The 24,413-nt window shown below is 34.2% G+C and carries 23 protein-coding genes; 18 read left to right on the plus strand and 5 right to left on the minus strand.

The window, feature by feature from the left end; all coding sequences use genetic code 11:
* Positions 1 to 32: 32 nt before the first annotated feature.
* The gene (gene gap, locus ACJJVI_RS12455; protein WP_036580647.1) at positions 33 to 1,037 is read right to left on the minus strand and encodes a type I glyceraldehyde-3-phosphate dehydrogenase; all 1,005 of its coding nucleotides are present in this window, start codon (positions 1,035 to 1,037) and stop codon (positions 33 to 35) included.
* 70 nt (positions 1,038 to 1,107) lie between these two features.
* Complete coding sequence (gene pfkA / locus ACJJVI_RS12460) at positions 1,108 to 2,094, minus strand: 6-phosphofructokinase (protein WP_036581996.1); 987 nt, start codon at positions 2,092 to 2,094, stop codon at positions 1,108 to 1,110.
* Positions 2,095 to 2,210: 116 nt separating this feature from the next.
* Here pfkA and ACJJVI_RS12465 point away from each other — a divergent pair, with 116 nt between their 5' ends.
* The 5 genes from ACJJVI_RS12465 (at position 2,211) to ACJJVI_RS12485 (ending at position 8,177) form a co-directional block, all read left to right on the plus strand.
* Positions 2,211 to 3,941, plus strand: a complete 1,731-nt coding sequence (locus tag ACJJVI_RS12465; protein ID WP_348021032.1) for a sodium:solute symporter family protein — start codon at positions 2,211 to 2,213, stop codon at positions 3,939 to 3,941.
* An 88-nt stretch (positions 3,942 to 4,029) separates the two neighbouring features.
* On the plus strand, positions 4,030 to 4,464 hold the full coding sequence (locus ACJJVI_RS12470) for a cupin domain-containing protein (protein WP_405352216.1): 435 nt from the start codon (positions 4,030 to 4,032) through the stop codon (positions 4,462 to 4,464).
* Positions 4,465 to 4,540: 76 nt separating this feature from the next.
* Positions 4,541 to 5,284: a hypothetical protein gene (locus tag ACJJVI_RS12475; RefSeq protein WP_348021034.1), complete on the plus strand. Its 744-nt coding sequence runs from the start codon at positions 4,541 to 4,543 to the stop codon at positions 5,282 to 5,284.
* 226 nt (positions 5,285 to 5,510) lie between these two features.
* The gene (locus ACJJVI_RS12480; RefSeq protein ID WP_405352217.1) at positions 5,511 to 6,206 is read left to right on the plus strand and encodes a ZIP family metal transporter; all 696 of its coding nucleotides are present in this window, start codon (positions 5,511 to 5,513) and stop codon (positions 6,204 to 6,206) included.
* A gap of 126 nt (positions 6,207 to 6,332) precedes the next feature.
* Positions 6,333 to 8,177: a cystathionine beta-synthase gene (locus tag ACJJVI_RS12485; RefSeq protein ID WP_405352218.1), complete on the plus strand. Its 1,845-nt coding sequence runs from the start codon at positions 6,333 to 6,335 to the stop codon at positions 8,175 to 8,177.
* 81 nt (positions 8,178 to 8,258) lie between these two features.
* Here the strand turns inward: ACJJVI_RS12485 and ACJJVI_RS12490 are convergent, their stop codons facing one another.
* Positions 8,259 to 9,302: a flavin-containing monooxygenase gene (locus ACJJVI_RS12490; RefSeq protein ID WP_405352219.1), complete on the minus strand. Its 1,044-nt coding sequence runs from the start codon at positions 9,300 to 9,302 to the stop codon at positions 8,259 to 8,261.
* 364 nt (positions 9,303 to 9,666) lie between these two features.
* On the opposite strand from ACJJVI_RS12490, the gene ACJJVI_RS12495 reads away from it, so the two are divergent.
* The gene (locus ACJJVI_RS12495; RefSeq protein ID WP_036580661.1) at positions 9,667 to 10,644 is read left to right on the plus strand and encodes a YitT family protein; all 978 of its coding nucleotides are present in this window, start codon (positions 9,667 to 9,669) and stop codon (positions 10,642 to 10,644) included.
* Between the two features lie 27 nt (positions 10,645 to 10,671).
* On the opposite strand, the gene ACJJVI_RS12500 is transcribed toward ACJJVI_RS12495, so the two are convergent.
* Positions 10,672 to 11,424, minus strand: coding sequence for a DUF6503 family protein (locus tag ACJJVI_RS12500; RefSeq protein ID WP_042270531.1), 753 nt, complete (start codon positions 11,422 to 11,424; stop codon positions 10,672 to 10,674).
* Positions 11,425 to 11,479: 55 nt separating this feature from the next.
* On the opposite strand from ACJJVI_RS12500, the gene smpB reads away from it, so the two are divergent.
* A complete protein-coding gene (gene smpB, locus ACJJVI_RS12505) occupies positions 11,480 to 11,941 on the plus strand; it encodes an SsrA-binding protein SmpB (protein ID WP_348021039.1) in 462 nt (153 codons plus the stop codon).
* Between the two features lie 191 nt (positions 11,942 to 12,132).
* Here smpB and ACJJVI_RS12510 read toward each other — a convergent pair whose 3' ends face one another.
* Positions 12,133 to 13,533 carry an RtcB family protein gene (locus ACJJVI_RS12510; RefSeq protein WP_405352220.1) on the minus strand — a complete coding sequence of 467 codons (1,401 nt, stop codon included), beginning with the start codon at positions 13,531 to 13,533 and terminating at the stop codon, positions 12,133 to 12,135.
* 201 nt (positions 13,534 to 13,734) lie between these two features.
* Here ACJJVI_RS12510 and ACJJVI_RS12515 point away from each other — a divergent pair, with 201 nt between their 5' ends.
* The 11 genes from ACJJVI_RS12515 to ACJJVI_RS12565 all read left to right on the plus strand — a co-directional run bounded on the left by ACJJVI_RS12515 (position 13,735) and on the right by ACJJVI_RS12565 (position 24,408).
* Positions 13,735 to 14,763: a helix-turn-helix transcriptional regulator gene (locus tag ACJJVI_RS12515; protein ID WP_405352221.1), complete on the plus strand. Its 1,029-nt coding sequence runs from the start codon at positions 13,735 to 13,737 to the stop codon at positions 14,761 to 14,763.
* 167 nt (positions 14,764 to 14,930) lie between these two features.
* Positions 14,931 to 17,402 (plus strand): DUF5686 and carboxypeptidase regulatory-like domain-containing protein, encoded by a 2,472-nt coding sequence (locus tag ACJJVI_RS12520; protein WP_405352222.1) that lies wholly within the window; start codon positions 14,931 to 14,933, stop codon positions 17,400 to 17,402.
* 222 nt (positions 17,403 to 17,624) lie between these two features.
* On the plus strand, positions 17,625 to 18,395 hold the full coding sequence (locus tag ACJJVI_RS12525; RefSeq protein WP_405352223.1) for a tetratricopeptide repeat protein: 771 nt from the start codon (positions 17,625 to 17,627) through the stop codon (positions 18,393 to 18,395).
* Between the two features lie 67 nt (positions 18,396 to 18,462).
* Positions 18,463 to 18,765, plus strand: a complete 303-nt coding sequence (locus ACJJVI_RS12530) for an ArsR/SmtB family transcription factor (protein WP_405352224.1) — start codon at positions 18,463 to 18,465, stop codon at positions 18,763 to 18,765.
* A 44-nt stretch (positions 18,766 to 18,809) separates the two neighbouring features.
* Entirely contained in the window at positions 18,810 to 19,091 is a 282-nt protein-coding gene (locus ACJJVI_RS12535; protein ID WP_317290887.1) for a hypothetical protein, read from the plus strand.
* An 8-nt stretch (positions 19,092 to 19,099) separates the two neighbouring features.
* Complete coding sequence (locus tag ACJJVI_RS12540) at positions 19,100 to 19,702, plus strand: short chain dehydrogenase (protein WP_405352225.1); 603 nt, start codon at positions 19,100 to 19,102, stop codon at positions 19,700 to 19,702.
* A 240-nt stretch (positions 19,703 to 19,942) separates the two neighbouring features.
* On the plus strand, positions 19,943 to 20,893 hold the full coding sequence (locus tag ACJJVI_RS12545) for an SDR family oxidoreductase (protein ID WP_405352226.1): 951 nt from the start codon (positions 19,943 to 19,945) through the stop codon (positions 20,891 to 20,893).
* A gap of 9 nt (positions 20,894 to 20,902) precedes the next feature.
* On the plus strand, positions 20,903 to 21,814 hold the full coding sequence (locus ACJJVI_RS12550) for a helix-turn-helix domain-containing protein (RefSeq protein WP_405352227.1): 912 nt from the start codon (positions 20,903 to 20,905) through the stop codon (positions 21,812 to 21,814).
* Between the two features lie 2 nt (positions 21,815 to 21,816).
* The gene (locus ACJJVI_RS12555) at positions 21,817 to 22,317 is read left to right on the plus strand and encodes a hypothetical protein (RefSeq protein WP_405352228.1); all 501 of its coding nucleotides are present in this window, start codon (positions 21,817 to 21,819) and stop codon (positions 22,315 to 22,317) included.
* 203 nt (positions 22,318 to 22,520) lie between these two features.
* On the plus strand, positions 22,521 to 23,495 hold the full coding sequence (locus tag ACJJVI_RS12560) for an acyl-CoA thioester hydrolase/BAAT C-terminal domain-containing protein (RefSeq protein ID WP_405352229.1): 975 nt from the start codon (positions 22,521 to 22,523) through the stop codon (positions 23,493 to 23,495).
* A 190-nt stretch (positions 23,496 to 23,685) separates the two neighbouring features.
* The gene (locus tag ACJJVI_RS12565) at positions 23,686 to 24,408 is read left to right on the plus strand and encodes a toxin-antitoxin system YwqK family antitoxin (protein ID WP_405352230.1); all 723 of its coding nucleotides are present in this window, start codon (positions 23,686 to 23,688) and stop codon (positions 24,406 to 24,408) included.
* The last annotated feature ends 5 nt before the right edge of the window (positions 24,409 to 24,413 follow it).

A 24,413-nucleotide genomic window follows, 5' to 3' on the forward strand; every position in this document is an offset into this window, starting at 1 on the left:
CTATCGATGTAGAATCAATAGCCTTTTTAAAATTATAGCGAGTGTACTTTCTCTGCTAGGTCAACTAACTTATTTGAATATCCAAACTCGTTATCATACCAGCTTACTAATTTAAAGAACGTGGAGTTCAATTCAATAGCAGCACCTGCATCATAGATACTAGTTCTAGCATCACTTACAAAATCCTGAGATACAACAGCTTCATCAGTATATCCTACTACACCAGCCATAGCTCCTGTAGATGCATCTTTAAACGCTTTGTTAATTTCTTCTAGAGAAGTCTCTTTACTTAATTTAACCGTTAAATCCACTACAGAAACATCAACAGTCGGCACACGGAAAGCCATACCCGTTAATTTACCTTTTAACGATGGAATTACCTTAGTTACTGCTACGGCAGCACCAGTAGTTGCAGGTATAATATTATTCATAGCACTACGACCTAAACGATAGTTCTTCTTGCTAGGACCATCCACAGTTGCTTGTGTTGCCGTTGCAGCATGTACCGTAGTCATTAAAGCCTCTGCTATACCAAAGTTATCATCAAGAATCTTTGCCATAGGCGCTAGACAGTTTGTAGTACATGAAGCGTTAGATACAATTTTATGATCTGCTGTTAATTCATTGTCGTTCACACCCATAACAAACATAGGCGCTGTTTTAGATGGTGCAGATATTACAACTTTCTTTGCTCCTGCATCGATATGTGCTTGAGCACTATCTAAATCAGTGAAAATCCCTGTACAGTCTGCAACAACGTCTACTCCTACTTCATCCCATTTTAAGTTCTTTGGGTCACGCTCTGCAGTGACACGTACCTGTACACCATCGATGATTAAGTTTCCATCTTTGATTTCAATAGATCCACCATAACGCCCATGTACAGAATCGTATTCTAGTAAATATGCTAATTGCTCCACATCTACTAAATCATTGATTGCTACTACTTCTACGTTGGCACGTTCTAGAGTTGCTCTAAATACGATACGACCTATGCGACCAAATCCATTGATTGCTAATTTCAGTTTTTTACTCATATTATTTAATTGTTAGTTCTTGTTAATTGTTGTTTGCACGCTTTCGCGAAAGCGTATTTAAAAAATTCTATTAAACCGTCATGATATCAGATACTCTTAAAAGCTCTGTGTCAATTTCAGTTTTTCCTTTAACAGCCATATCCAATGGACATAACTCTATCTTATTATTATTGATACCGACCATATAATTAGTCTTACCTTCTAGAAGGCTTTCAACAGCTTTAACACCCATGCGACTCGCTAGAACACGATCCCAACATGATGGTGATCCACCGCGTTGCATGTGACCTAGCACCGATACACGCACCTCATACTCTGGCATGTTCTTCTCTACATAATCTTTAAGTTCAAATACATTATCGCCGGTTTTATCACCTTCTGCTACGACAACGATACTAGAAGATTTACCAGATTCACGACTACGCTTTAAACTCTCTACCAGACGATCTTTTCCCATATCTTCTTCAGGGATTAAGATTTCTTCTGCTCCAGCACCTACTCCAGCATTAAGAGCTATATGCCCTACATCGCGTCCCATAACTTCTACAAAGAATAGTCTATTATGTGAACTAGCGGTATCTCTAATTTTATCGATACATTCTACTACTGTATTTAATGCTGTATCAAAACCTAGCGTTGAGCTGGTCCCATAAATATCATTATCTATAGTACCTGGTATTCCCATTACAGGAAAATTAAATTCTTCATTAAAAACCATTCCACCGGTAAAACTACCATCACCACCTATGACTACAAGAGCATCCATACCTGATGCCTTTACATGCTCATATGCTTTCTTCCTTCCTTCTACCGTGCGAAATTCTTGTGAGCGTGCGCTTTTAAGTATAGTTCCTCCTTTATTAATAATGTTATTGACACTACGTGCCGTCATTTCTTTAAAGTCTCCTTCTATCAGTCCTTGATAACCACGATAAATACCTAAACACTCTACACCATGAAATGCACAGGTACGTACTACAGATCTTAAAGCAGCATTCATCCCTGGAGAATCGCCTCCAGAGGTCATTACACCTATTTTCTTAATCGTTTGATTCATTGCGTTTTTCATATAATCCATGCTAATCTAGCAAAGAATCCTTAATGAAACTCATGTTTTATTCTATATTTAACCAATTCTAATAATTCAAACGTTATCGTTAATAACTTTTACCTATGGCACTAGAACTCATTGACTTCCTAATCATCATATCGTTCTTTTTGGTCTCCCTTTTTGTAGGAATTGCTGTCTCAAAGAAAAGTTCTAAGAACGCTTCTTCATTTTACTTATCAGGGCGCAATATGCCGTGGTGGCTTTTAGGAGTTTCTATGGTCGCAACAACTTTTGCGGCAGACACGCCTAATCTAGTCGCAGGAATTGTGCGAGACACTGGTGTTGCAGGAAATTGGGAATGGTGGGCTTTTCTACTTACTGGTATGCTAACTGTCTTTTTCTATGCTCGATTGTGGCGACGTAGTGGAGTTACTACAGATTTAGAATTCTATGAATTAAGATATCAAGGTAAAAGCGCTGCGTTTTTAAGAGGTTTTAGAGCGATCTATCTAGGTGTTATATTCAATATCATTATTATGGCTACTGTTTGCCTAGCAGCTATTAAAATAGGTAATGTTATGTTTAACTTTACAGCTGGTGAGACACTGTGGATTGCATCCATAGTTACCGTTCTTTATTCTTTACTAGGTGGACTAAAAGGTGTTTTAATTACAGACTTTATTCAATTTATAATAGCCATGGTAGGATCTATATGGGCTACTATGTACATTCTAGACTTACCTGAGGTCAATGGAATGCAAAACCTCATCACGCATCCTAATGTCGCGAGTAAGATCAACCTATTGCCTGACTTTTCTAATACAGAGTTGATGATGGGCATCTTTCTAATACCTCTTGCAGTTCAATGGTGGAGTACCTGGTATCCTGGTGCAGAGCCTGGCGGTGGTGGATATGTGGCACAACGCATGCTTGCTGCAAAGGATGAGAAAAATGCTACATGGGCGGTATTATTTTTCAATCTAGCACACTATGCACTACGTCCATGGCCATGGATTATAATAGGGCTGGCTTCTCTTATTATATATCCTAATTTAGAATCACTGGCAACTGCATTTCCTAATCTAGATCCAAAGTTTGTAAAAGATGACTTGAGTTATCCAGCGATGCTCACCTTTTTACCAGCGGGATTATTAGGTCTAGTCATTACTAGTTTAATAGCAGCCTTTATGAGTACGATATCCACTCATTTAAATTGGGGTTCTAGTTATGTGGTGAACGATTTCTATGCGCGGTTTGTAAAAAAGGACGCTAGCGAAAAACAAAAAATTATAGTTGGTAGAGTTTCTATCGTTATTATGATGGCTTGTGCTGGTTTACTATCCCTAGTTTTAGAACAGGCCAAAGATGCTTTTGATCTAGTCATACAAATAGGTGCTGGATCTGGTTTACTCTTTATATTAAGATGGTTCTGGCATCGTATAAATCCATGGAGTGAAATTACGGCTATGGCTAGCTCGCTAATCATCGCCATGATCTTTTTTGCAGACAGCCGTTTAGACACTCAATTATTTGCAAACTGGGCAGGATATGAAAAGATCTGTTTTAATGTTGTAATAACCACCACTGCATGGCTTATCGCCACATTTGCTACCAGACCTACACAGGCAGAGACTTTAGATCATTTTAATCACGTCATCTTTGGTAAAGAATCAAAGTTCCATAATTTTCCAATAAAAATATTAGGCTTTTTTATGGGAATCATCAGTGTCTATAGTCTCTTATTCTCAATAGGCAAATTTCTCTATGGAGATGTCGCCATGGGTGCTAGTCTTATGGGACTATTTATCATATGTGTGTTAGGGTTAATCGCCTTAAGAAAAAAATTATTTTAAAGGTTTAGGAAATTGCTTAGGCTTTATAGTATCAATAAGATCCTTTACACGCTTGCGCGAAATGGTGGAATTAAAATCAATTAAAGATATGAATAAGGTAGAAACCATAAGAAACGGCGAAGGCCAAAATTATAACTACTCACAAGATCACTGCTTTGTAAAACTATCCTCAGATCAAACTAATGGAGAATTATGTATTGTTGAGGATACTTTAAAACCTGGTTTTTATTTACCGAGACATCATCATAAATTGATGACAGAAGTCTTTTACATCTTAGAAGGTGAGGTCGAGTTAATTTTTGATGATCAAACTATTATACTTGAGAAAGGAGACACGATAACCGTACCTGTCAACATCTGGCATGCTGCTCGTTGTATCCATGGCGGCAAGATGCTTACTATTTTTAAAAATGGACAGTTTGACAAGTATCTAGAACGACTTTCTAAAATGTCTGATCAAGATTTTGAAAATGAAGATTTAATGCAATCTGTAGCCGTATCATTTGACATCTATAATGACTAATTAGTCTTTGCGGTTTTTTTATTCTTTAAACTTTTTTAAGTTCCAGTAGTCATATGGCCAACTTAAAAGGACAGTTATGAGATTTAAAGGATTCTTATGGTTATGTATTGCGGCATTTACCACTAATAGTGCGCTAGCAATGATACAAGAACCTACAGACGCTACACGTATCACAGATCATCATATCAATTATACAATAGATCAGGATTCTAATTATATATTTTTAAACATAAGTACTACACATAAAGAAACCACGCTCTCTATTCTTAGACATGGACTTACCGTTTACTTTGATGAAACTGGTAATAAAGAGCGAAACGTTTTTGTTAGGTATCCATACCACAACACACCACAACGTCCTAATAGATCTTCTAGACCGCAAACTAACACTGACGAGGCGCCATCTATCGATTATCAAGAAATCATTGCCAATATTCCAGGTGAAGCAGAATATGCTTTCTATGGCGATCAACAAGAATTCCATAAAGATTTAAACGCTTTTGACATCTCATTGGGCTATCAAATGACCGGAGAAGAACAAGATACTCTTGAATATTCAATAAAAATCCCTAAGAATAGAATTACTCAAGATGATAAACTTGATTTATCAAAGCTTACCATAGGTATTTTTACAAACATGCCAGAAAAAAATAAAGATCGTGAAAGTCCATCAGATACTGGTGTCAGCATGCGAGGAGGTAATCAACGTGGCGGTGGCCGTGGTGGATCTGGTGGCGGTAGAGGTAATCGTGGTGAGAGACCATCATCCCAAAAAGAGCCTACACGTATCGACTATTGGTTTAATGCAGGTTTAGAGTAGAATTAGTATAAATAAAAGTATTTTCTTTCCTCAAAGCTCAAAGGCTCTCAAGATGTTTCTTTGGGCTTTTTAAATTAAGTATTTTTAAAAGATAAAACTTGTTTCTATAGTCATCAATATGTTTTCATATCTATAGTTCAGGTATTTATGGTCGATAATAAATGTGATACTCGCTTTCGCGAAAGCGAATAAATCAAACTCACATAAAATCTAAATTAGATGAAATATGACGACTAGTATTGTGGTATTTGTGGTTTCGGCGGCGTTGATTGCTGGAGCATTATGGGGTATTTATGGTAGCCTATCTAAAAAAACAGAAGGATTTCTAGTAGCTCTTGCTGGCGGAGCTTTATTAGTGTCTGCCTTACTAGAACTTATTAATCCAGCTTTAGAAAACAATTCAGTTTACATCACTCTTGCGGTTGTTTTTATAGGAGCTACCACCTTTACAGGCTTAGATTATCTAGTTAAGAAAAAATGGGGTAATAACAGTGGTGGTGGTTTACTAGCTGCAATCACTTTAGATGGTATCCCTGAGAATCTTGCATTAGGTGTTGCTTTAATAGGTGCTGGTCCATTATCTGTAGCAGCTTTATCGGGTTCAATTTTATTATCTAATTTACCCGAAGCAGCTGGCGGCGCTAAGGAAATGGCTGAAAACCATTCTAAAAAGAAAGTGCTTTTATTATGGATAGCTACAGCAGCAATACTTGCTATGGCGGCATTAGTGGGACATTTTTTACTATATGATGTTAAGCAAGAATACTTGAATTACATCAAGAGTTTTGCCGGTGGCGCTGTAGTAGCATCACTAGCCCTAGAAGTGTTTCCTAAATCATTTAAAAAAGATAAGTATTGGACTGGAATCGCCACTACTATAGGACTAATTCTAGCATTGTTTTTGAATTCGTTAGGTGAATGATATGATAAATAATCATCAAGATTTTAGATAAATTTTTAAGACTAGAACATAGGATATTAAACATCTTGTTAAACCTTCCTTAGACCCTTAATTAATCTATATTTTTGTATCATTATTTTAATACTTATGAAAGACAATAAAGTTCTCAATTATATAGAAGATATCATTAAAAATCATCCTGCAGATTGGTTAGGTCTTACGACACATAGACTGGATATTTATAATGAAAAGCTTGCAAAAACTCAATTCCTAGACCAGTTAGAAACTCTTTATAGTAAAAATAATGCTAGTACTGGAGCTCTAGCTGTATTGCCCACAGCCTATGACTACATAAGGTTAGGTCATCCACTGTCTAGTGTGTTAGAATGGGGAATTGCTCATCTACATGGGCTAGATGCAGAAAATGTTATTAGCTTTTCATCAAAGACAATTCCTGTTCTTGCTGTGTTGAGAAAAAATTTATTGGAAGATAGAGATACCCAAATTAATTACACTGGTGAGCTACCTGACATTTTAAATTCAGAACTTTTAAAAGAGATTTATGGATATCATTTTCAATTGCAAAAGGTAAACGCTCCATCTGATGTAGCATCATTTAACGGTAGTACGATTTTTATAGCTGAACACGATGAAATAAATACAGTAGATTTAAATTCAAATATTGACTTCTCCATTAGTTTACATGGTGATTTAGGTAGTATTCTAGTCATTAATAGCTCTCTAGACAAAACCTTTATTTCTGACATACAGCATGTGCGTAGAAGAGAAACTATTGCGATGACGCCATCTAATTCACTAGTGGCCTTAAAATCTCTAGTAGACCAAAAGCCCATCGTTTTAGAAAAAAACAATTTAAGTACAGATAAAACAAGTGTACTCAACTCTATCAAAGAAATTACAGGCACAGAGTTAACGCCTTTAGTCGCATCTAGTGGTTTATCTATACAGTATGCTATAATGATGGGACTTATACACGATGCACAAGTAAACCATCCTGGTAAAGCTATTAAATTTATCGTACCACCTAATTGTTATGGCGGAACTAATGATCAAGCTAGACGTGTTGCTGCTTGCTTAAATAATGTAGAAGTTGTTGATTTACCAGTAGATGGTGATAATGATATGGTACAAAGTGTCGATATTGTTTTAAATCAAATCGCTGCTCAAGATGCTGTCCCATATATTATTGCTGAAATACCAACAAACCCAAGAGTTGAGGTTCCTGATCTAGTGGCTTTAAAAGAAGCTTTAAGTAAAGAACGCAAAACGCCTGATGGAACTATAGCAATAGATCCAGTATTTATATTAGACCAAACCTTTTGTCCTAATGTACACTTTTTAGGTGATGGAAAGATGTTATCTACGGTAAGAACTATTTCTTATGCTAGCGGTTCTAAATTTCCAAGTGGTGGAAAGTGTACTGCGGGATACTGTGTAGGTAATAATAAGACTAGTGCTTTAATTGATAAGATAGATTTGCACTTGACATTGTGCGATAATGAAGCTACTGCTTTACAATACGAAATTCTTGCAGCACAATTACCATCAATGAATCAACGTATCAAAGATGCTTATAAAAACACTCGTGAGTTTGTGACATTTGTCCAAGAAACTTTGCCTAATGCAAAAATCAATTTTGTATCTGAAGAACTTGCAGAACAAGGATTTACTCCATCTGTATTTTCACTTGATCTTCCTACTCAAGGGAATAATGACGAAGAACGTGAGAGATATAAGCGTGAGTTAAACCTTAAGCTTATTAATTTAATGATTACTGAGATTCCTCAAGAGAGTAAATTTTGCGTGAGTTATGGACAGCTTAAAGGTTGCTATTGGACCATACCTGCAACATCAACACAAGGAACGACTAAAGAAGGTGATAAGGATTATATTGTAAGAGCTTCTTTATCGCCAGATCTAGATTTAGATCTACATAAAAAAGTTTTTAAAGACTTTGTAGATAGCATCTAAATTTAATTGATGTCATTGTCATATTAAAAAGGCTGTTAAATCTAAGGTTTAACAGCCTTTTTAAATATCAATTTAGGTTAATTAATTTTTAGAATTAATATAGTTTGCAAGAAAATCAGCATCTTTAGAAACACCACCTAATGTTGCTGATCCACGTGTATACATCCATGGTAAGCCCATAAAGTACAAACCTTTAATATTGCTAATACCACGATAATTTTTAGGATAATTATTAGCGTCTAGTTCTAATCCTTCTATCCATGAAAAATTAGGTCGATAACCTGTTGCCCAAATAATATTTTTAATAGTTGAGACTTTTTGATTTTCAAAAATTATCTTTTGATCCGACGCATCTTTTGTTCTTCCTACCGGTATCACATTTTCTCTAGATAGTATTCCTTTAACGTCAGTACCAATTACTGGTTGTGTAGATGAATTAATCTTCTTTCCTATCCAGCTGTATTTATTATAATTTAAAAAACCGGTTATCGTAAACCACCACCATAAAGTTTTTCCTAAAAACTGTTGTGGTAATGACTTTACTGTAGTGTCTCCAGAAAAATAAACTGTTCTCGTAGAATCTTTAGAAATTTCATTAAGAATCTGGTAGCCAGAATCTCCTCCACCTACTACTAGAGCATCACCTTCTTGTAATTGATCAGCATTTTTATAGTAATTACTATGAATCTGTAATATTTCTTGAGAAGCTTTGGTATGGCAAGGTGGAGTATAAGGAATGTGAAAAGGACCTGTAGCGACTATGACATTTTTAGACTCTATAAAGCCATCTTTATACTCTATTATAAAAGTCTTCTTATTCTTGCGAACAGAGGTTACTAAGGTGTTTAACTGTATAGGAATATCATACTTTTTAACATAGGATTTAAAATAGTTTGCTACTTCAAATTTAGTTGGATAATGATTCTTAGGAGCTCTAAATTTTAATCCTGGTAAATGATTGTATTCTGTTGGAGTAAATAGTTTAAGAGAATCCCATCTATTTAACCAAGAAGCACCAACTTCCTTTTCACCATCAATAACGATAAACTTTTTATTTTGTTTCTGTAAGTGATAAGCCATGGACAAGCCTGCTTGTGCGCCACCAATTACTACATAATCCAACATCTAGTTACTCTTTATAATTCGTTGCAAAAGTAAGGACTTATAAAGTGTTCTTTAGAATACAAAGTACTGAAGAAGTAAGACCATCAAACTTTTTTAATTATCGAATTGATCGATTCATACTGCGCATAATCAGTAGAATGAATAAGATTATAAAAAAACAAGCAACCGAATACCTTAAGCATTTAAAAATCAATGTTTTAAACAAAAATGAATCATTGTAATATTATAATTTAATTATTTATATAGTACTTGCCAGTAAGATTCTTATTGATATCTTTAAAAGATCTTGAACCTTTAAAAAATGAATTGATTTTGATCTTTTAAGAATCGCTCTTTTCATTTCACATTTAATTTTCTAAGAAGAATGAATCCATTTTTAGCAAACCTTATTGTTCAGTCTACAAAAAACTTTAGAGATAAAAAGAAGTACCCTAAAGGGAAACCGTCTGAATATAAACTCGCTAAAAAATATCACGATTTCATAGTCTCATTAAAGCGTAATTTTAAAAATTTCATTCTCATTATTATTGGAATCTTTTCAGCGTCTTTTGGGTTTAAAGGTTTTTTACTTACTAATGATTTCATAGATGGCGGTGCTACCGGTATATCACTACTAGTAGCAGCTGTAACTGGTGTCCCTTTATATATCTTAATTATAGCTGTCAATTTACCTTTTGTAATTTTAGGTTATAAAATTATGGGGCAACGATTTGCCATCAAGACAGCTCTAGCGATAATGGGCCTTGCTCTATGTGTTGCCGTTGTACCTTTTCCTAATGTTACTGATGATGACTTACTAGTGGCTATTTTTGGTGGGTTCTTTTTAGGAGCTGGTATTGGGTTATCTATCCGTGGTGGTGCTGTAATTGATGGAACAGAAATTCTGGCTATATTTTTAAGTAGAAAATTCTCTACTACCATAGGTGACATCATTATCCTTATCAATATTATCATATTTTCCGTCGCGGCCTATTTTCTATCGATAGAAATTGCCCTGTACTCAATGATTACATACATAGCAGCTTCTAAAACATTAGACTTTGTAATAGAAGGTATTGAAGAATATATAGGTGTTACCATTATTTCTTCACAAAGCAATCGTATTAAAGAGACTCTAGTTGGTAAATTAGGTCGTGGTGTCACGATCTATAAAGGACAAGGCGGATATGCAAAAAATGGAGTTTCAAAAGATATGGATATCATATATACTGTTATTACCCGTCTAGAATTAAATAAACTTAACACTGAAATTGAAAAAATTGAACCCAACGCTTTTATAATTATGAACAGTATAAAAGACATTAAAGGTGGTATGATAAAGAAGAGACCTTTGAAGGGTTAGCTTAAACATTTACGGTCAAATCTATTTCTAACCATTTTTCAACGTTATAACCACATCGTCTATGTTTATCTCGCTAAGCAACTCTAACTTACCATCAATAAAAAGTTGATCCATATGCGATAAATTGGGATCTTGAATTAATTCTTTATAGTTATTGTAATCCTGCACTATAATACCATTCTTCTTTCTGCGATTTACGCTTTCGCGGAAGCGGTATCCACAATCTTCTTCACAATAAGAATAAGCTAGATAATCAATTAAAAAGTTATCTTGATGTATCCAATAAATGAATTCATCCTCATAATCTTCACCACCACCTTTAGGATCAAATGTTATTTTAACTTTATAATAGGATTGATTTTTTATAGTTTTCTCACCTAAAAATTCTCGATAAACGGCTGCTCCATCAAGGCTATAAGGAAGTTGAGCAAAATAGATTACACTATTTAAACTACTTGCATAGCTATTCATTAGAGAATCTACCACCTGTTGACGCACTCCATTAATAGTGCGAAGTTTGGTTTGATTTGCTAATAAATCTACAACGGTAGTAGAATCTGTTAAGTCGGATCTTGTAAATTCGTAGATACCGTTATCGCGCATTGATTTGTATTCAACTCCTCTAAAGTTAAATTCCATTACTGATTGTTCTAATAGATTACTGCCATGCGCAGTGATTGCTTTATCAATAATGTGATCTGCTGTTATGCTAGGCTCTTCATAACAAGATTGTAAGAATAAGGCGATAATTGATAAAAATATAAGGAGGTTTTTTTTCATTTCACAAATATATAACGATGTCTAAGGACCATTAAATTATATTTGCCAATGTTATATGAAATTTAAGAACAACATAGAGATTAAAAATCGTAAGGCTCGATTTGAATTTGAAATACTGGATAAGTATATGGCCGGTATTGTTTTGGGGGGAACAGAAATTAAAGCGATACGTTTAGGTAAAGCTAGTATCGCTGAAGCATTTTGTGAGTTCACGGAAGGGGAACTTTGGATAATAAATATGACAGTTCAAGAATATTCTCATGCGACCTATTTTAATCACAAACCTAAACAAGCCCGTAAATTGTTACTTAACCGCAAGGAGCTCAAAAAGTTAGAAAAGGATGTTAATTCCAGCGGTAATACAATTATACCTCTTAAATTATTCATTAATAATAAAGGGCTTGCAAAGCTAGATATAGCCCTTGCTAAAGGTAAAAAGCTTCACGATAAAAGAGAAACAATTAAGGATCGTGATAATAAAAAGCGATTAGATCAAATAAAGAAGAATTATAAATAGATCACATTATTTTTTATTTATAATCTCGTCAGTTTTATAGAACTCGATAAATACTGAAAATTCAAATAAGTTAATTACCTCAACAGGTCATTTTCTAAAAGTTCAGATTATATCTAAAAATAGTAACCTTACATAAGTTTTATTTAATGACAAAAAAGCTCTAACCATAGTTAGAGCTTTCTTTTTAAACATTATTTTCTTTTTTGTTTACGACGTCTTTTCACTCTCCATGGGGCATTCTTATCGACATCGCCTGCCATGATACAACCATACGGCATCACTTTCTCTATCACTTTACCTAAACCAAATTCACTCATTTGACTTCTAACAGAATCAGCATCTTTATAAGCACTAGGTAATTCAGATATATCGATTTCACTTGAATAAAACCTAATGTCTAATCCTTCTGTCTCCTCTTCAAAAATTTGTTCATTCGTTTTATGAGCTAAGTTTCTTTTATGTTGCGATCGACTCATATTTCTACCTGCACCATGAGGAGCAAATCCTAAATTATCATCTGTAGTATCTCCTTCGACAATTAAGATAGGCTCTGACATATTTAACGGTATCAATCGAGGACCTGTTATATCGGGCATAAACTTAGGATTCAACGGTGTCGCACCTTTTGCATGATAAAAAATATCATCATCTTTAAAAACAAAGTTATGTTCATTCCAAAACCTATTCTCAACAGAAGCACCAACTTTTTGAGCTATCGAATCATGGATTAATTCATGATTTAATTTAGTCCACTTTCTAATAATTTGAAGAGCTTTCCAATATTCTTTGCCTTCACGAGTTTCAAATGGAATCCACGCGTTCTGTTTTAAAGTTTGTGGAGAAATTAGTTGCCTGAATTTCTCTGCAACTTTCATACCTTGAGAATAAAGTCTTGCTCCAGGCGCTCTTGAACCATGATGAGTTACAAGCATTGTATGACCTGTTAATGAACTTTTACCAACAAATAGAAAATGATTACCATCACCTTGAGTTCCAAGATGTTCGTGAGCAAGAGACAAACCTCTCTCAGAATGTAAAAAGAAATTGTTTTTAAACTCTTCTTTCAATTCTGTAGGTAAGGCAAACTGTTTTCCTCTAGGTCTGCCACCAGGACCAAAATGAGTAGTTTGATGAGCCATATCTAAGACGATTTTAGGATCTATGTCTCCCAAATCCGTAAGCATAACTGAGCAACAAATATCTGCACTATGCATACCTGGGTGAATAGCATTTTTAGTAGCAACTATTCCTCCAACTGGAATCGTTCCTACCGGACCTGCTGGACAAGCGTCTGGCATGACGGCACCACTAACTACTGTCGGAGTTCTCATTACAGCATCCATTGTTGCTATCACTTTATCTACATTATCCTGCTCCTGTTCATTTTCGGCTTGAATGTTTAAGCTATAAGAAATAGGCTTCTTAAATAACTCCATCTCTGGTGGCAATCTAAATTGCTCTAAATAAGCCTCCATATCTTGTTGATTTAATTGATTTTGGTTGATAAAAGCTATCGCATCTTTAAACCAATGTGCGCTAGGGTAACCCAATGCAACTATCTCTTTTCCTGTTATTTTAATTTCTTTTTCCATCTTCTCTTTTAATAAGCTGCGCCATATCCTCTGTATGACGCAGCACCTCATTACGGGTTCATACCCTTTGTTTAACTGTGATACAAATATGCACACCTTACTGCGCAGTCTTTTTGCGTAGTTAAAATTTAAATATTTATCATTGCATGTAGACACATTCAAAAACCTAATAGGTGCCTAATAATCAATATTTTAAAAATCATGGCTGTAAATAAAAATGCATTACTCAGGTATAAAACCATTGATAAATGTTTACAAAACACATATCGCACATGGACACTAGCAGATTTAGTAGCATACTGTTCGCAAACTTTATATGATTATGAAGGGCGAGATGTTTCTGTAAGTACAAGAACTGTCCAGCTTGATATTCAAATGATGCGTAGTGACAAACTAGGTTATAATGCGCCTATTGAGGTGTATGACCGTAAGTATTATAGATACAGTGATCCTAATTACACCATTACAGATATTCCAGTTACAGAAGCTGACATGTCTGTATTAACAGAAACCATGGAAATGCTGCGTCAGTTTAAGGATTTTTCATTCTTTGATGAATTAAAAGTTATCATAAATAAACTTCAAGATAAAATTCACACTGAGAATAGTGAGAAACCATCCATCATCTATTTAGAAAAAAATGAGAATCTAAAAGGTCTGGATTACCTAGACGAATTATACCAGGCGATTTTAAAAGAAGTAGTCATTATTCTAACCTATCAATCATTTAAGGCTAGACAACCTCAACATATGACTTTTCATCCACAGTTCTTAAGAGAATATAATAACCGATGGTTTGTCATAGGACTAGTGCAAAATGAGGATGGTATTAGAACGCTAGCTCTAGACAGAATTATCGAAATAGATTATGATCTAAAAATCGACTATCAATATGCTCAAATCAACCCCAAAGATTATTATAAAAATACGGTAGGTGTTACCGTTTTAGACCATCATCATACGGCTCATGTAGTCTTTAAGGTCAATAAGACAAATGCTCCTTATATTGTCACTAAACCGTTTCACCATTCTCAAGAAATTATCTCTTTGCAGGAAGATGGTAGTATGACTTTTCAAATATTTGTAAATTTAAACTTTGAATTAGAGCGATTAATTCTAGGTTTCGGCGAGTCGATTGAAGTCCTTAAACCAAGAAACTTACGACAAAGAATAAAAAGGAAAACCGCACTTGCAGCAAGAATTTATCAAAAGAAAAACAGGAATGAGTAAATTCTTTTATTTGATAAAAACATCTTCAACAAACATACACTGACCTAATTTCACATATATCTCACCCTTCAATTTTAAATTTCAGACAACCATTTCAAAAATGTTTCGTCTATATACAAAACGAGCCGTAAATTCGTTTGTAGGTGAACCACCAAACTAACTCTTCTATGAAAAATGTTCTATGTACCGTAATTCTTTTATGTTTTGCTTTCGCGCAAGCGCAATTATCTGGTACTTTATATGATGATCAAAAAGAACCTATCGCCTTTGCTTCTATATATGTTGAAGGTACTTACATAGGAACAACGACTAATAATAGTGGTCAATACACTCTTACATTTCCAGAAAACGGAACCTATAATGTCGTTTTTAAATCGCTAGGTTATAAAACACAAGTAGTAGAAATAGTGCTTAATGGTGCTGCGGTTACCAAAGACATTACCCTTACTGAAGAGTTGACCACACTCGACGCTGTGGTAATCACAAATGGTGAAGATCCTGCTTACCGCATCATACGTGAGGCGATTAACAATAGAGAAGCTAACCGTAAGAAATTCTCGAGCTATACGGCAGATTTTTACTCGCGTGGTTTCTGGTATATGGATGATGTCCCAGAGAAATTTCTAGGTGAAGAGATAGGTGACATAGATGGATCACTAGACTCTTTAACGCGCAGCGGTATCGTTTACCTGTCTGAAACCGTGAGCGAAATCGCTTATGACGCACCAGACAATTTTAAAGAACGTATCGTGGCCAGTAAAGTCAGTGGTGATGATAACGGCTTTTCTGTTAACAGTGCCGAGAGTGCCAACTTTGACTTCTATAACAATAATATAGATTTAAACAATCGTATCGTATCGCCTATCGCAGACTATGCACTAGGATACTATGAATATAAATTGCTAGGTACCTTTTATGACGATAATAATTTTTTAATCAATAAAATACAGGTAAGCTCTCGCAGACCTAAGGACAACACCTTTAACGGTACGATTTATATTGTAGAAGATGATTGGACCATTTATGGTGTAGAGTTAACCACTCGTGGCGAGAACATCAACGTGCCTATCATTGAAGAATTGGTCTTTAATCAATCTTTTACCTATGAAGAAGCAAGTGGTGACTGGATAAAAAGATCGCAGTCTATCGATTTTCAATTTGCTTTTTTTGGCTTTAAAGGTTACGGTCGTTTTATAGCAAACTATACTAACTATGACTTTAAACCACAATTTGATAAAAAATATTTTGGCCCAGAAGTGTTGAGCTTTGCAGATGGTGCTAACAAAAAGGACAGCACCTACTGGAATGCAAAACGTCCTACACCACTTACCGTTGCCGAGACTGATGAGTACGTTAAGAAGGACAGCATATCTGCCGTGCGCAACGACCCAAAATATAAGGACAGTGTTGATGCCGTAAATAATAAATTAGACCTGTTAGAAATACTGACAGGTTATACTTATCGCAACTCAAATAACCGCAGTTCTATAGGTTATAAAGGTGTCACAGATTTTAAAGGTTTTAATACAGTACAAGGTTATGTACTAGGTACTGGACTGTTTTATTCAAAAGGATATGATCAGGATTATAACAAATACCTATATGCCAGTGTCGATGCAGACTACGGATTCTCTGATGATCGCGTGCGTTACAACGCATCCATCTATTATCGATTTAATAGAACAAACAGGCGTAGCCTGCGACTGTCTGGTGGTACCGCTGTACAGCAAATCAATAACAGTAATCCTATATCGACGATGGAAAACACGTTATCCAGCTTACTGTTTGAACGCAATTATGCCAAATTCTATGAAGTCGATTATGCCCGAGCTAGCTATAGTGAAGAACTCATCAACGGACTATTTGCAAACGCTTATGTCGGTTATGAAAGACGCCAGCCGTTAACCAACACAACAGACCAGGTTTTCTTCTCACAGTCAGACGTAGACTATACAAGCAATAATCCATTACAGCTGGACAACAGCAGACTTGCCTTAATCGATGAGCACGAGATGGTAAAAGTAGGTCTAGGACTGACCATACGACCAGGACAGAAATTCCAGAGCTATCCAGATCAGAAGTATAACATTAATAACGAAAAATACCCAACCATTACTCTTAACTATGAAGGTGCACTCGCGTCAGACAACAGCAACTATGACTATCACCAGTTTAGAGCAAGCCTTTATCAATCATTTGACATGGGTAATGTAGGACGCAGTAGTTACTGGGTAAACGGTGGTACTTTTATTAATGGAGATGGCATCTCATTTTTAGACTACCAGCACTTTAATGGGAATAGGTTGCGTTATAAGTTACAAGCCTTAAATCCCTATGGTTTTGGTCTATTGAACTACTATGACTACAGTACAAACAGCGATTATGCACAAGTACACTTACAACACGATTTTAAAGGCTTTATACTAGGTAAAATCCCAGGATTAAATAAGCTTAACTATGACCTCATTTTAAGTGGTAAAGCGCTGTTTACAGACCGCAAACCTTATTTTGAGGCCAGTGCCGGAATTGATAATATTGGATTTGGTAAGTTCAGACCGTTCCGTGTGGACTATGTACACAGTATCACCAGTGGTCGCAGTTATGGCGCCTTTGTGGTCGGTATTAACTTTGGGCTATAATACAATAATACACATACCGCTTGGGCGAAAAATTAGACGCTAACACCTTGTGGTAATAATTAACTTCTAAGTAAAAGACTCATACTTGTGTATGGGTCTTTTTTATTGGTATTTAACAGTATTTGCAATGATTAGAAGAATTTTCTATGATCTAATATTTAAGCACTAAGTATATAAAGCTATATTTAGTTGAATTAACAGAAACATTGATCTTCTTTAGAAATGAAAAACATTACTTACTTATTATTCTTATTTCTAATAGTTATTGGCTGTAAGAGTAACTTATCAGACACAGAAGAAAAACAAGTTTCTGAATTGATCCGTAAAGCACAAGTCCATAGAATGAATGGTCATTTAGATCAAGCACAAGTTAACTACCTAAAGGCGTTAGAAATTGATCAAAAGAATACTGCGATACAATATGATTTAATAGGTGTTTATATTGAGAAAGATACTTTAGACCTAGCCTTTCAAGTTTTAAAACAAATCCCAGAAGAAGAAAGAGAATCAACAGATTACTATCATGTAGAAGGTGGACTTTATGACTACAATGGTCAAAGTCAAAAAGCAATAAAAAGTTATCAAAAAGCCTTGAACCTGACCCAAGTTCCAGTAGTTTTTAATCAGCAGGATTTAAATCCATTGATCAATTATGCAATGTTAGAAACTTTAGCCGGCAAGAAAGAACAAGGAGTCAATAGATTAAATAATACACTATCCTTTTCATGGCTGGCAGAAAGTGACAAAGCGTTATTACAAAATTTCAGAAATGAATTTGAATATTATCAAGGCACAGGAGTTGTAGAATTCCATGCTACAAGAGACTTTTCAATACTCACCAATAATCCGGACAGTTTAGAACAGGTTTTAAAAACTCATCATATCAATATCAAAGCAAAAAGTACAGGTCAACATCATGACTCTACCAAAATATTCTTTTCAGAAAAATTCAAATCTGGAATTGAAAAACTAGGATTAAAAATCAGAACTTAAAGCCACTAAATCTTATATAAAGTATAAAACATTTTCACATATCGCTATTTATAGATATGTTTGTGCCATGGATATTAAGACAGCTACTGAAATAGGAAAATGTTTATCTAATGAGACTCGATTTCAGATCATGGAATGGTTGAAAGAACCAGAAAAGAATTTTCCACCACATGAGACACTTAAACATTTCTATGATGGTGTTTGCGTTACGTATATTCAAGAAAAAGCAGGACTGTCGCAATCCACCATTTCTACATATTTAACTAATATGGAAAAATGCGGATTACTTATATCTACAAGACACGGAAAGTGGTCTTATCTGAAACGAAATGAAAACATTATTGAGAAATTTATCAAATTTCTGAAATAAAAAAATTTAAACAAACACATCGACATATATAGATATAACGAAATATGAAAATTTTAATTGACATCATAGGCTGGTCAGGTTCAGGATTAATAATTCTAGCTTATGCCCTAACCTTAATAGAGAATAAGAAGTATTTAGATTATGGAAAATATTTAAATTTAGTAGGTGGAATTTTAATAGCTACTAATTGCTATTACTATAGTGCAATACCACCATTTACTACTAATTTAATATGGAGTATCATCGCTACATTAACGATCTATAGATCTAGTAACATGAAAAAGAAGAACAAGAAGAAATGCAATAAAAATAATTGTCTAACCTAAAAAAAAAGATGAAAATATTGATTATTGGTGGTCATGGTACCATAGGAAAAAAAGTTGTTTCACATTTTCAAGATGAGAATGAAATCATTATCGCTGGTCGTACTAATGGTGATATAACAGTCGATATTGCTGATGCAAAATCAATTAAAACCATGTTTGATCAGTTGGGTAAATTAGATGCCATCATTTGTATTGCAGGAGAAGCAAAATGGGCGCCTTTTAACGACCTAACAGAAGATGATTATTACATAGGTCTTAAAAGCAAACTAATGGGACAGGTCAATCTGGTCCGTATAGGTCAAGATTATTTAAACAGTAATGGCTCTATCACTTTATCTACAGGAATTCTAGCAGATGATCCTGTAGTAAAAACGACCAGTGCAGCGATGGTAAATGGCGGTATACATAGTTTTGTAAAAGCAGTAGCTCTAGAAATAGAAAATGGAATCAGAGTAAATGTGGTTTCCTCTGGAATGGTGGAAGATGCTTATGATAAATATAAAGACTATTTCCCAGGCCACAATCCGATCCCTATGACTAAGGTAATCAATGGCTACGTGAGAAGTGTTAAAGGAAAAGGTAATGGAGAAATTATCAGAATTTATGATTAATCATCATTAATTATTTACACTTCGTTTAGCATAAAAAGCTCTAAAATTCTATCACAGGATTTTAGAGCTTTTTTATAGGCTTTAATCAACAAATGCAAACGTTTTTACATGACCTGTGTCACCTATTGCAATCTCATCATGCCCCAAAAAGTATATCAATTTCGAAAATGTGTGTAAGTCACAAAGATGATCGTTAATCTAATTTTGCACTGTAAATATCATTGTATTAAACAAACTATTATGAGCAAGAATCAATTTGGCAAAAATGGATGGACACCAGACATTATAGGTTCCCTAAAAGGTAAAACATATGTAATTACAGGTACTACTAGTGGTACTGGATTAGAAGCTGCAAAAATTTTACTTGCTAAGGATGCTAAAGTTGTTATGTTAAATCGTAACGACGCTAAAGCTCAAGACACCATTGCTAAATTCAAAAGTGAGTTGGGTAATCATATTGAAGTATCTAATATTCAAATGGATTTAGCACAATTAGCATCAGTAAGAAAAGCTGCTGAACAGGTACTCTCCACAATTCCTCATATTGATGCATTGATTTGTAATGCTGCTATTGCACAAGTCCCAAAACAAGTACTTACTGTTGACGGTTTTGAAAGTCAGTTAGGTGTTAATCATTACGGAAACTTTTTATTACAAGGATTGCTTTTTCCTTTAATCGATAAATCTAACGGACGTATCGTGACTGTAGGTAGTGAAGGATATAAAATGGGAATAAAAACCATAAAGTTTGATGACATGAATTGGGACGATAACTATGAACCCAATACTGTTTATAGTCAAAGTAAATTAGCACAGATTATGTCTGTTTATGAGTTGCAAGATCGACTTAAGAATGCTGGAAAATCAAATGTTAAGGTTTATGCATGTCATCCAGGTGCGTCGAGAACTTCATTAATTAAAACCAGCGGAAGTTTAATGACCCGATTCATTTGGCAAATGATGAAATTATCTCCATTTGTACAATCTGCAGAAAAAGGTTCTTATCCAGAACTAATGTGTGCTACAGAGCCTAATTTAGATCAAAACGGTTTTTATGGCCCTACTGGTCGCAACTACTGGACCGGACCTGTAGGTGAGTGTGACTTAGAATCACATGCAAAAGATAAAGCCGTGATGCAAAAACTTTGGATCATTTCTGAGAAAGCAACAGATTTTCAATGGAATCTATAACTTAGCATTATGAAACATTTTAAAACACTCTCGTCATTTCTACAATATATGGAACTACCACTTCCAGAGCATCCTATGTTTAGTATATACGTAGCTCAAGAAGAATCCTTTCTTCCATGTCCTAGAGAAAGCTCGCCGCCTATAACAAATGATTGTTACTCCATTAGCTTAAAGAAAATTGTTAAGGGTGATTTAAATTATGGAAGAACCTCCTATGATTTTATAAATGGTGCATTAATTTTTATAGCTCCTAGACAAGTGTTACAATGGGATAGTAGTGTCATTTTTGAACAGAAAGGATTTTCTATCAATTTTCATGAAGATTTTCTAAAAGGTACAGAATTAGCAACCCAAATAAAAAAATATAACTTCTTCTCCTACTCAGTTAATGAATCGCTACACCTATCTCCCAAAGAAGAGAAACAGATTGAGTCAATCGTTCATAATATCAAAATCGAGTATCAAAATAATCAAGACGAATTCAGCAAGGAAATCATTATTTCTCAATTAAGCACCTTACTTAAATATGCTAACCGTTTTTATGAGAGACAATTTTTAAACAGAAAAGAACTGTCTAATGATTTATTAGAGAAATTTAATTTTCAATTGGCTATGTATTTTGAATCAGGAAAACTATCAGAAAACGGTATTCCCACAATAGAACAAATTGCAGATAAATTGAACGTCTCTCAACGTTATCTAAGTGATACTTTAAAAAAAGAAACTGGTAAAACCACGACAGAACATTTACAATTAAACTTAATAGACAAGGCTAAGGACATATTACTTCAACCACATAAGACAATTGCTGAAGTCGCTTATGAACTAGGGTTTGAATATCCGCACTACTTCTCCAGACTCTTTAAAAAGAAAGAAGGGATTAGTCCTTCACAATACATTGAAAAATATAAAATGAATTAATTATGGATATACTTAAACTAGCCACTGAATGGGCTAAATCTGAAGTCTTCTCTACACGTTTCTTTATATTATTTGGACTACTATTTATTATTGCTAGTATTGGTTTTTGGCAATTAGGAAAAACCGATTTAGCAAGATCCTACATCATCCCTACCCTAGTCGCTGGTATAATGCTATTAACTATTGGAATTGGTCTATTTTACACAAATAAGTCTAGAATAACTCAGTTTGAAAAAGCTTATAATGAAAACGCAACAGCATTTATTCAATCAGAATTAGATAGAACTGAAAAAACATTAAAAGAGTACGATACTATAGTTTTTAAAGCTATTCCACTTATAATTATAGCTGCTGCTTTAATACTATTATTTATTAATTCAACGATGTGGCGCTCCATTAGTATTACGACTATAGCCATGTTGATTGTAATATTGCTCATTGATGGTACTGCACATAGTAGAATAGAAAACTATCATCAACAATTATTAGTTAGTACTATATAATTAATCTAATAGATAGATGGATTCATATCAAACAAAACTAGTTTTTTAACTATTCAAATTCTGAGGTTCCAACCTTCCAGTGATGTAACTTAAGAGCCTTATTTTACAAATTATTTTATGATAACTTCACCTAAATTTTAATAGAGAAAGATATACTATCGATTTAAGACGGTATAACTCTATAAATTTAATATACAACCACTTTGAAGAAAAAGCTTATTATTTTAATTGGAGTTTTAATCGCACTAATACTGTGTTACCTTGTAGTTGATTATGCGCTTTTCAGTGGTATAAGATCAAAATCTATAAATGAAAATGGTTTTCAAGGAAGTTACTTTACTAAAGAAAACATAGAGAACAAAACGGCTGTAATTCTAATTGGTGGTGGTGTTTGGGGAGATTATTGGGCTCAAGAATTTGCTCAAAAAGGTCTAGTAGGGCTATCATTACCTTATTCAGGTAAAGAGAATTTACCTCGATTACCTGAAGAAATTAAATTAGAGTATTTTGAAAAAGCAATCCAATGGCTAGCACAACAAAAATCTGTGAACCCAGAAAAGATTGTAGTCATGGGCGCTTCTAGAAATGCAGAATTAGCTTTATTAATTGCCTCTACATATCCAGAAATTACTAGCGGTGTAATTGCTTATGCTCCTAGTTCTGTATCATGGTCCAATACTGTTTTACCTTATAATTCTGACACCATTAAACCTAGTTGGACTTATCAAGGAATTGACGTCCCTTATATTCCTATGAAAAAGATCAAAGGAAATAACACTAGTCAAATTACATTTTTAAACTATTGGGAAGATGGATTACAAAAATCAGATATAGCAGATAATGCTGCAATTAAAGTAGAGCAAATTAATGGACCTATACTTCTATTTTCTGGCTTAGACGATCAGGTATGGCCATCTGCTAAAATGGCTCATAGAATTGAGGAGCGATTAAAAAAACACCATTTTAACTTTAAATTGCAAAATGTAAAATATAAAAATGCTGGACATCTAATATCTAATATTCCAGAACAGAGATCAGAAAACAGATTAGGGACATTAAATATTAACGGTAAAACATATACTTACAATTATGGAGGAACTAGTGATGGTGATTTTAAAGCAAAAATAGATGCTAAAATTAAATTGACAGAATACCTATTAAAACTAGATGCAAGATAATTTTCTTAATTATTGAATCTTGAATTATTTGAAGACCTTACTCTAAAAGAAGAATATTAATTTAAACAGTGACAGTAAATTAGCAAGAAATTAATTTTATATTTATTCATTAAGTTAATACCACAATCACTCATCTATGCACTTTATTAATAGACTTGTATCAATACTAAAATGTGTTTTAATATGTGTAATGTTTATAAAGTGCAAAGATTCCAATTCAGTATTAAAAGAACCTCAAGAATTAAAAACAGTAGAGACTAGTACGCCTATAGCTTTTGCTGATTATTATCCTTCAGGAAATATTAAAATAAAAGGGCAATTACTTCACGATAAAAAAACGGGTACATGGATTTCTTATTTTGAAAATGGAGACGAAAAGTCAATTCAAAATTATAAAAATGATGTTCTGGATGGTTTTCAAAAAATACTGTATTCGCAAGAACTTTACATGGAAGGCAATTTTAAGCAAGGTGTCAAAGTTGGCACTTGGAAAAGTTACTTTAAAGATAGTCAACAGCTTAAGTATCTCAAACATTTTGATAACAAGGGCAATAGTACTGGTAAATGGGAAAGTTATTACGACAGTGGTGAATTATCTTTAATTGAAAATCATGTCAACAATCAAGCGCATGGATTGCAAACACAATACTTTAAAAATGGTCAAATAAGTAGTACCGGAAAACTGGTTAATGGTAAGAACCATGGTTTATGGAATCATTACTATGACACTGGCGTACTACAATGCGTGAAAGAATTCAAAATAGGTGTTGAAGAAGGCGTATACAAACAGTATTATGAAAACGGCACCCTATATAAAGAAGGCACTAAAACCAACTTTAAAAAAACTGGTGTTTGGAAAACATACAATCGGCAAGGAACTATTATTGAAACCAAATCATACGACCATCCATAAAATTA

The organism is Nonlabens sp. Asnod3-H03 (assembly GCF_045063665.1).
Lineage (GTDB): Bacteria > Bacteroidota > Bacteroidia > Flavobacteriales > Flavobacteriaceae > Nonlabens > Nonlabens ulvanivorans.

Bases quoted from the DNA above. Each gene is read 5' to 3' on its own strand.
- ACJJVI_RS12465 (WP_348021032.1), top strand. From the start codon at position 2,211: ATGGCACTAGAACTCATTGACTTCCTAATCATCATATCGTTCTTTTTG.
- ACJJVI_RS12525 (WP_405352223.1), top strand. From the start codon at position 17,625: ATGAAAAACATTACTTACTTATTATTCTTATTTCTAATAGTTATTGGC.
- gap (WP_036580647.1), bottom strand. From the start codon at position 1,037: ATGAGTAAAAAACTGAAATTAGCAATCAATGGATTTGGTCGCATAGGT.
- ACJJVI_RS12550 (WP_405352227.1), top strand. From the start codon at position 20,903: ATGAAACATTTTAAAACACTCTCGTCATTTCTACAATATATGGAACTA.
- smpB (WP_348021039.1), top strand. From the start codon at position 11,480: ATGAAATTTAAGAACAACATAGAGATTAAAAATCGTAAGGCTCGATTT.
- ACJJVI_RS12515 (WP_405352221.1), top strand. From the start codon at position 13,735: ATGGCTGTAAATAAAAATGCATTACTCAGGTATAAAACCATTGATAAA.
- ACJJVI_RS12545 (WP_405352226.1), top strand. From the start codon at position 19,943: ATGAGCAAGAATCAATTTGGCAAAAATGGATGGACACCAGACATTATA.
- ACJJVI_RS12485 (WP_405352218.1), top strand. From the start codon at position 6,333: ATGAAAGACAATAAAGTTCTCAATTATATAGAAGATATCATTAAAAAT.
- ACJJVI_RS12510 (WP_405352220.1), bottom strand. From the start codon at position 13,533: ATGGAAAAAGAAATTAAAATAACAGGAAAAGAGATAGTTGCATTGGGT.
- ACJJVI_RS12555 (WP_405352228.1), top strand. From the start codon at position 21,817: ATGGATATACTTAAACTAGCCACTGAATGGGCTAAATCTGAAGTCTTC.
- ACJJVI_RS12490 (WP_405352219.1), bottom strand. From the start codon at position 9,302: ATGTTGGATTATGTAGTAATTGGTGGCGCACAAGCAGGCTTGTCCATG.
- ACJJVI_RS12480 (WP_405352217.1), top strand. From the start codon at position 5,511: ATGACGACTAGTATTGTGGTATTTGTGGTTTCGGCGGCGTTGATTGCT.
- pfkA (WP_036581996.1), bottom strand. From the start codon at position 2,094: ATGAATCAAACGATTAAGAAAATAGGTGTAATGACCTCTGGAGGCGAT.
- ACJJVI_RS12475 (WP_348021034.1), top strand. From the start codon at position 4,541: ATGAGATTTAAAGGATTCTTATGGTTATGTATTGCGGCATTTACCACT.
- ACJJVI_RS12530 (WP_405352224.1), top strand. From the start codon at position 18,463: ATGGATATTAAGACAGCTACTGAAATAGGAAAATGTTTATCTAATGAG.
- ACJJVI_RS12470 (WP_405352216.1), top strand. From the start codon at position 4,030: ATGAATAAGGTAGAAACCATAAGAAACGGCGAAGGCCAAAATTATAAC.
- ACJJVI_RS12520 (WP_405352222.1), top strand. From the start codon at position 14,931: ATGAAAAATGTTCTATGTACCGTAATTCTTTTATGTTTTGCTTTCGCG.
- ACJJVI_RS12540 (WP_405352225.1), top strand. From the start codon at position 19,100: ATGAAAATATTGATTATTGGTGGTCATGGTACCATAGGAAAAAAAGTT.
- ACJJVI_RS12565 (WP_405352230.1), top strand. From the start codon at position 23,686: ATGTTTATAAAGTGCAAAGATTCCAATTCAGTATTAAAAGAACCTCAA.
- ACJJVI_RS12500 (WP_042270531.1), bottom strand. From the start codon at position 11,424: ATGAAAAAAAACCTCCTTATATTTTTATCAATTATCGCCTTATTCTTA.
- ACJJVI_RS12495 (WP_036580661.1), top strand. From the start codon at position 9,667: ATGAATCCATTTTTAGCAAACCTTATTGTTCAGTCTACAAAAAACTTT.
- ACJJVI_RS12535 (WP_317290887.1), top strand. From the start codon at position 18,810: ATGAAAATTTTAATTGACATCATAGGCTGGTCAGGTTCAGGATTAATA.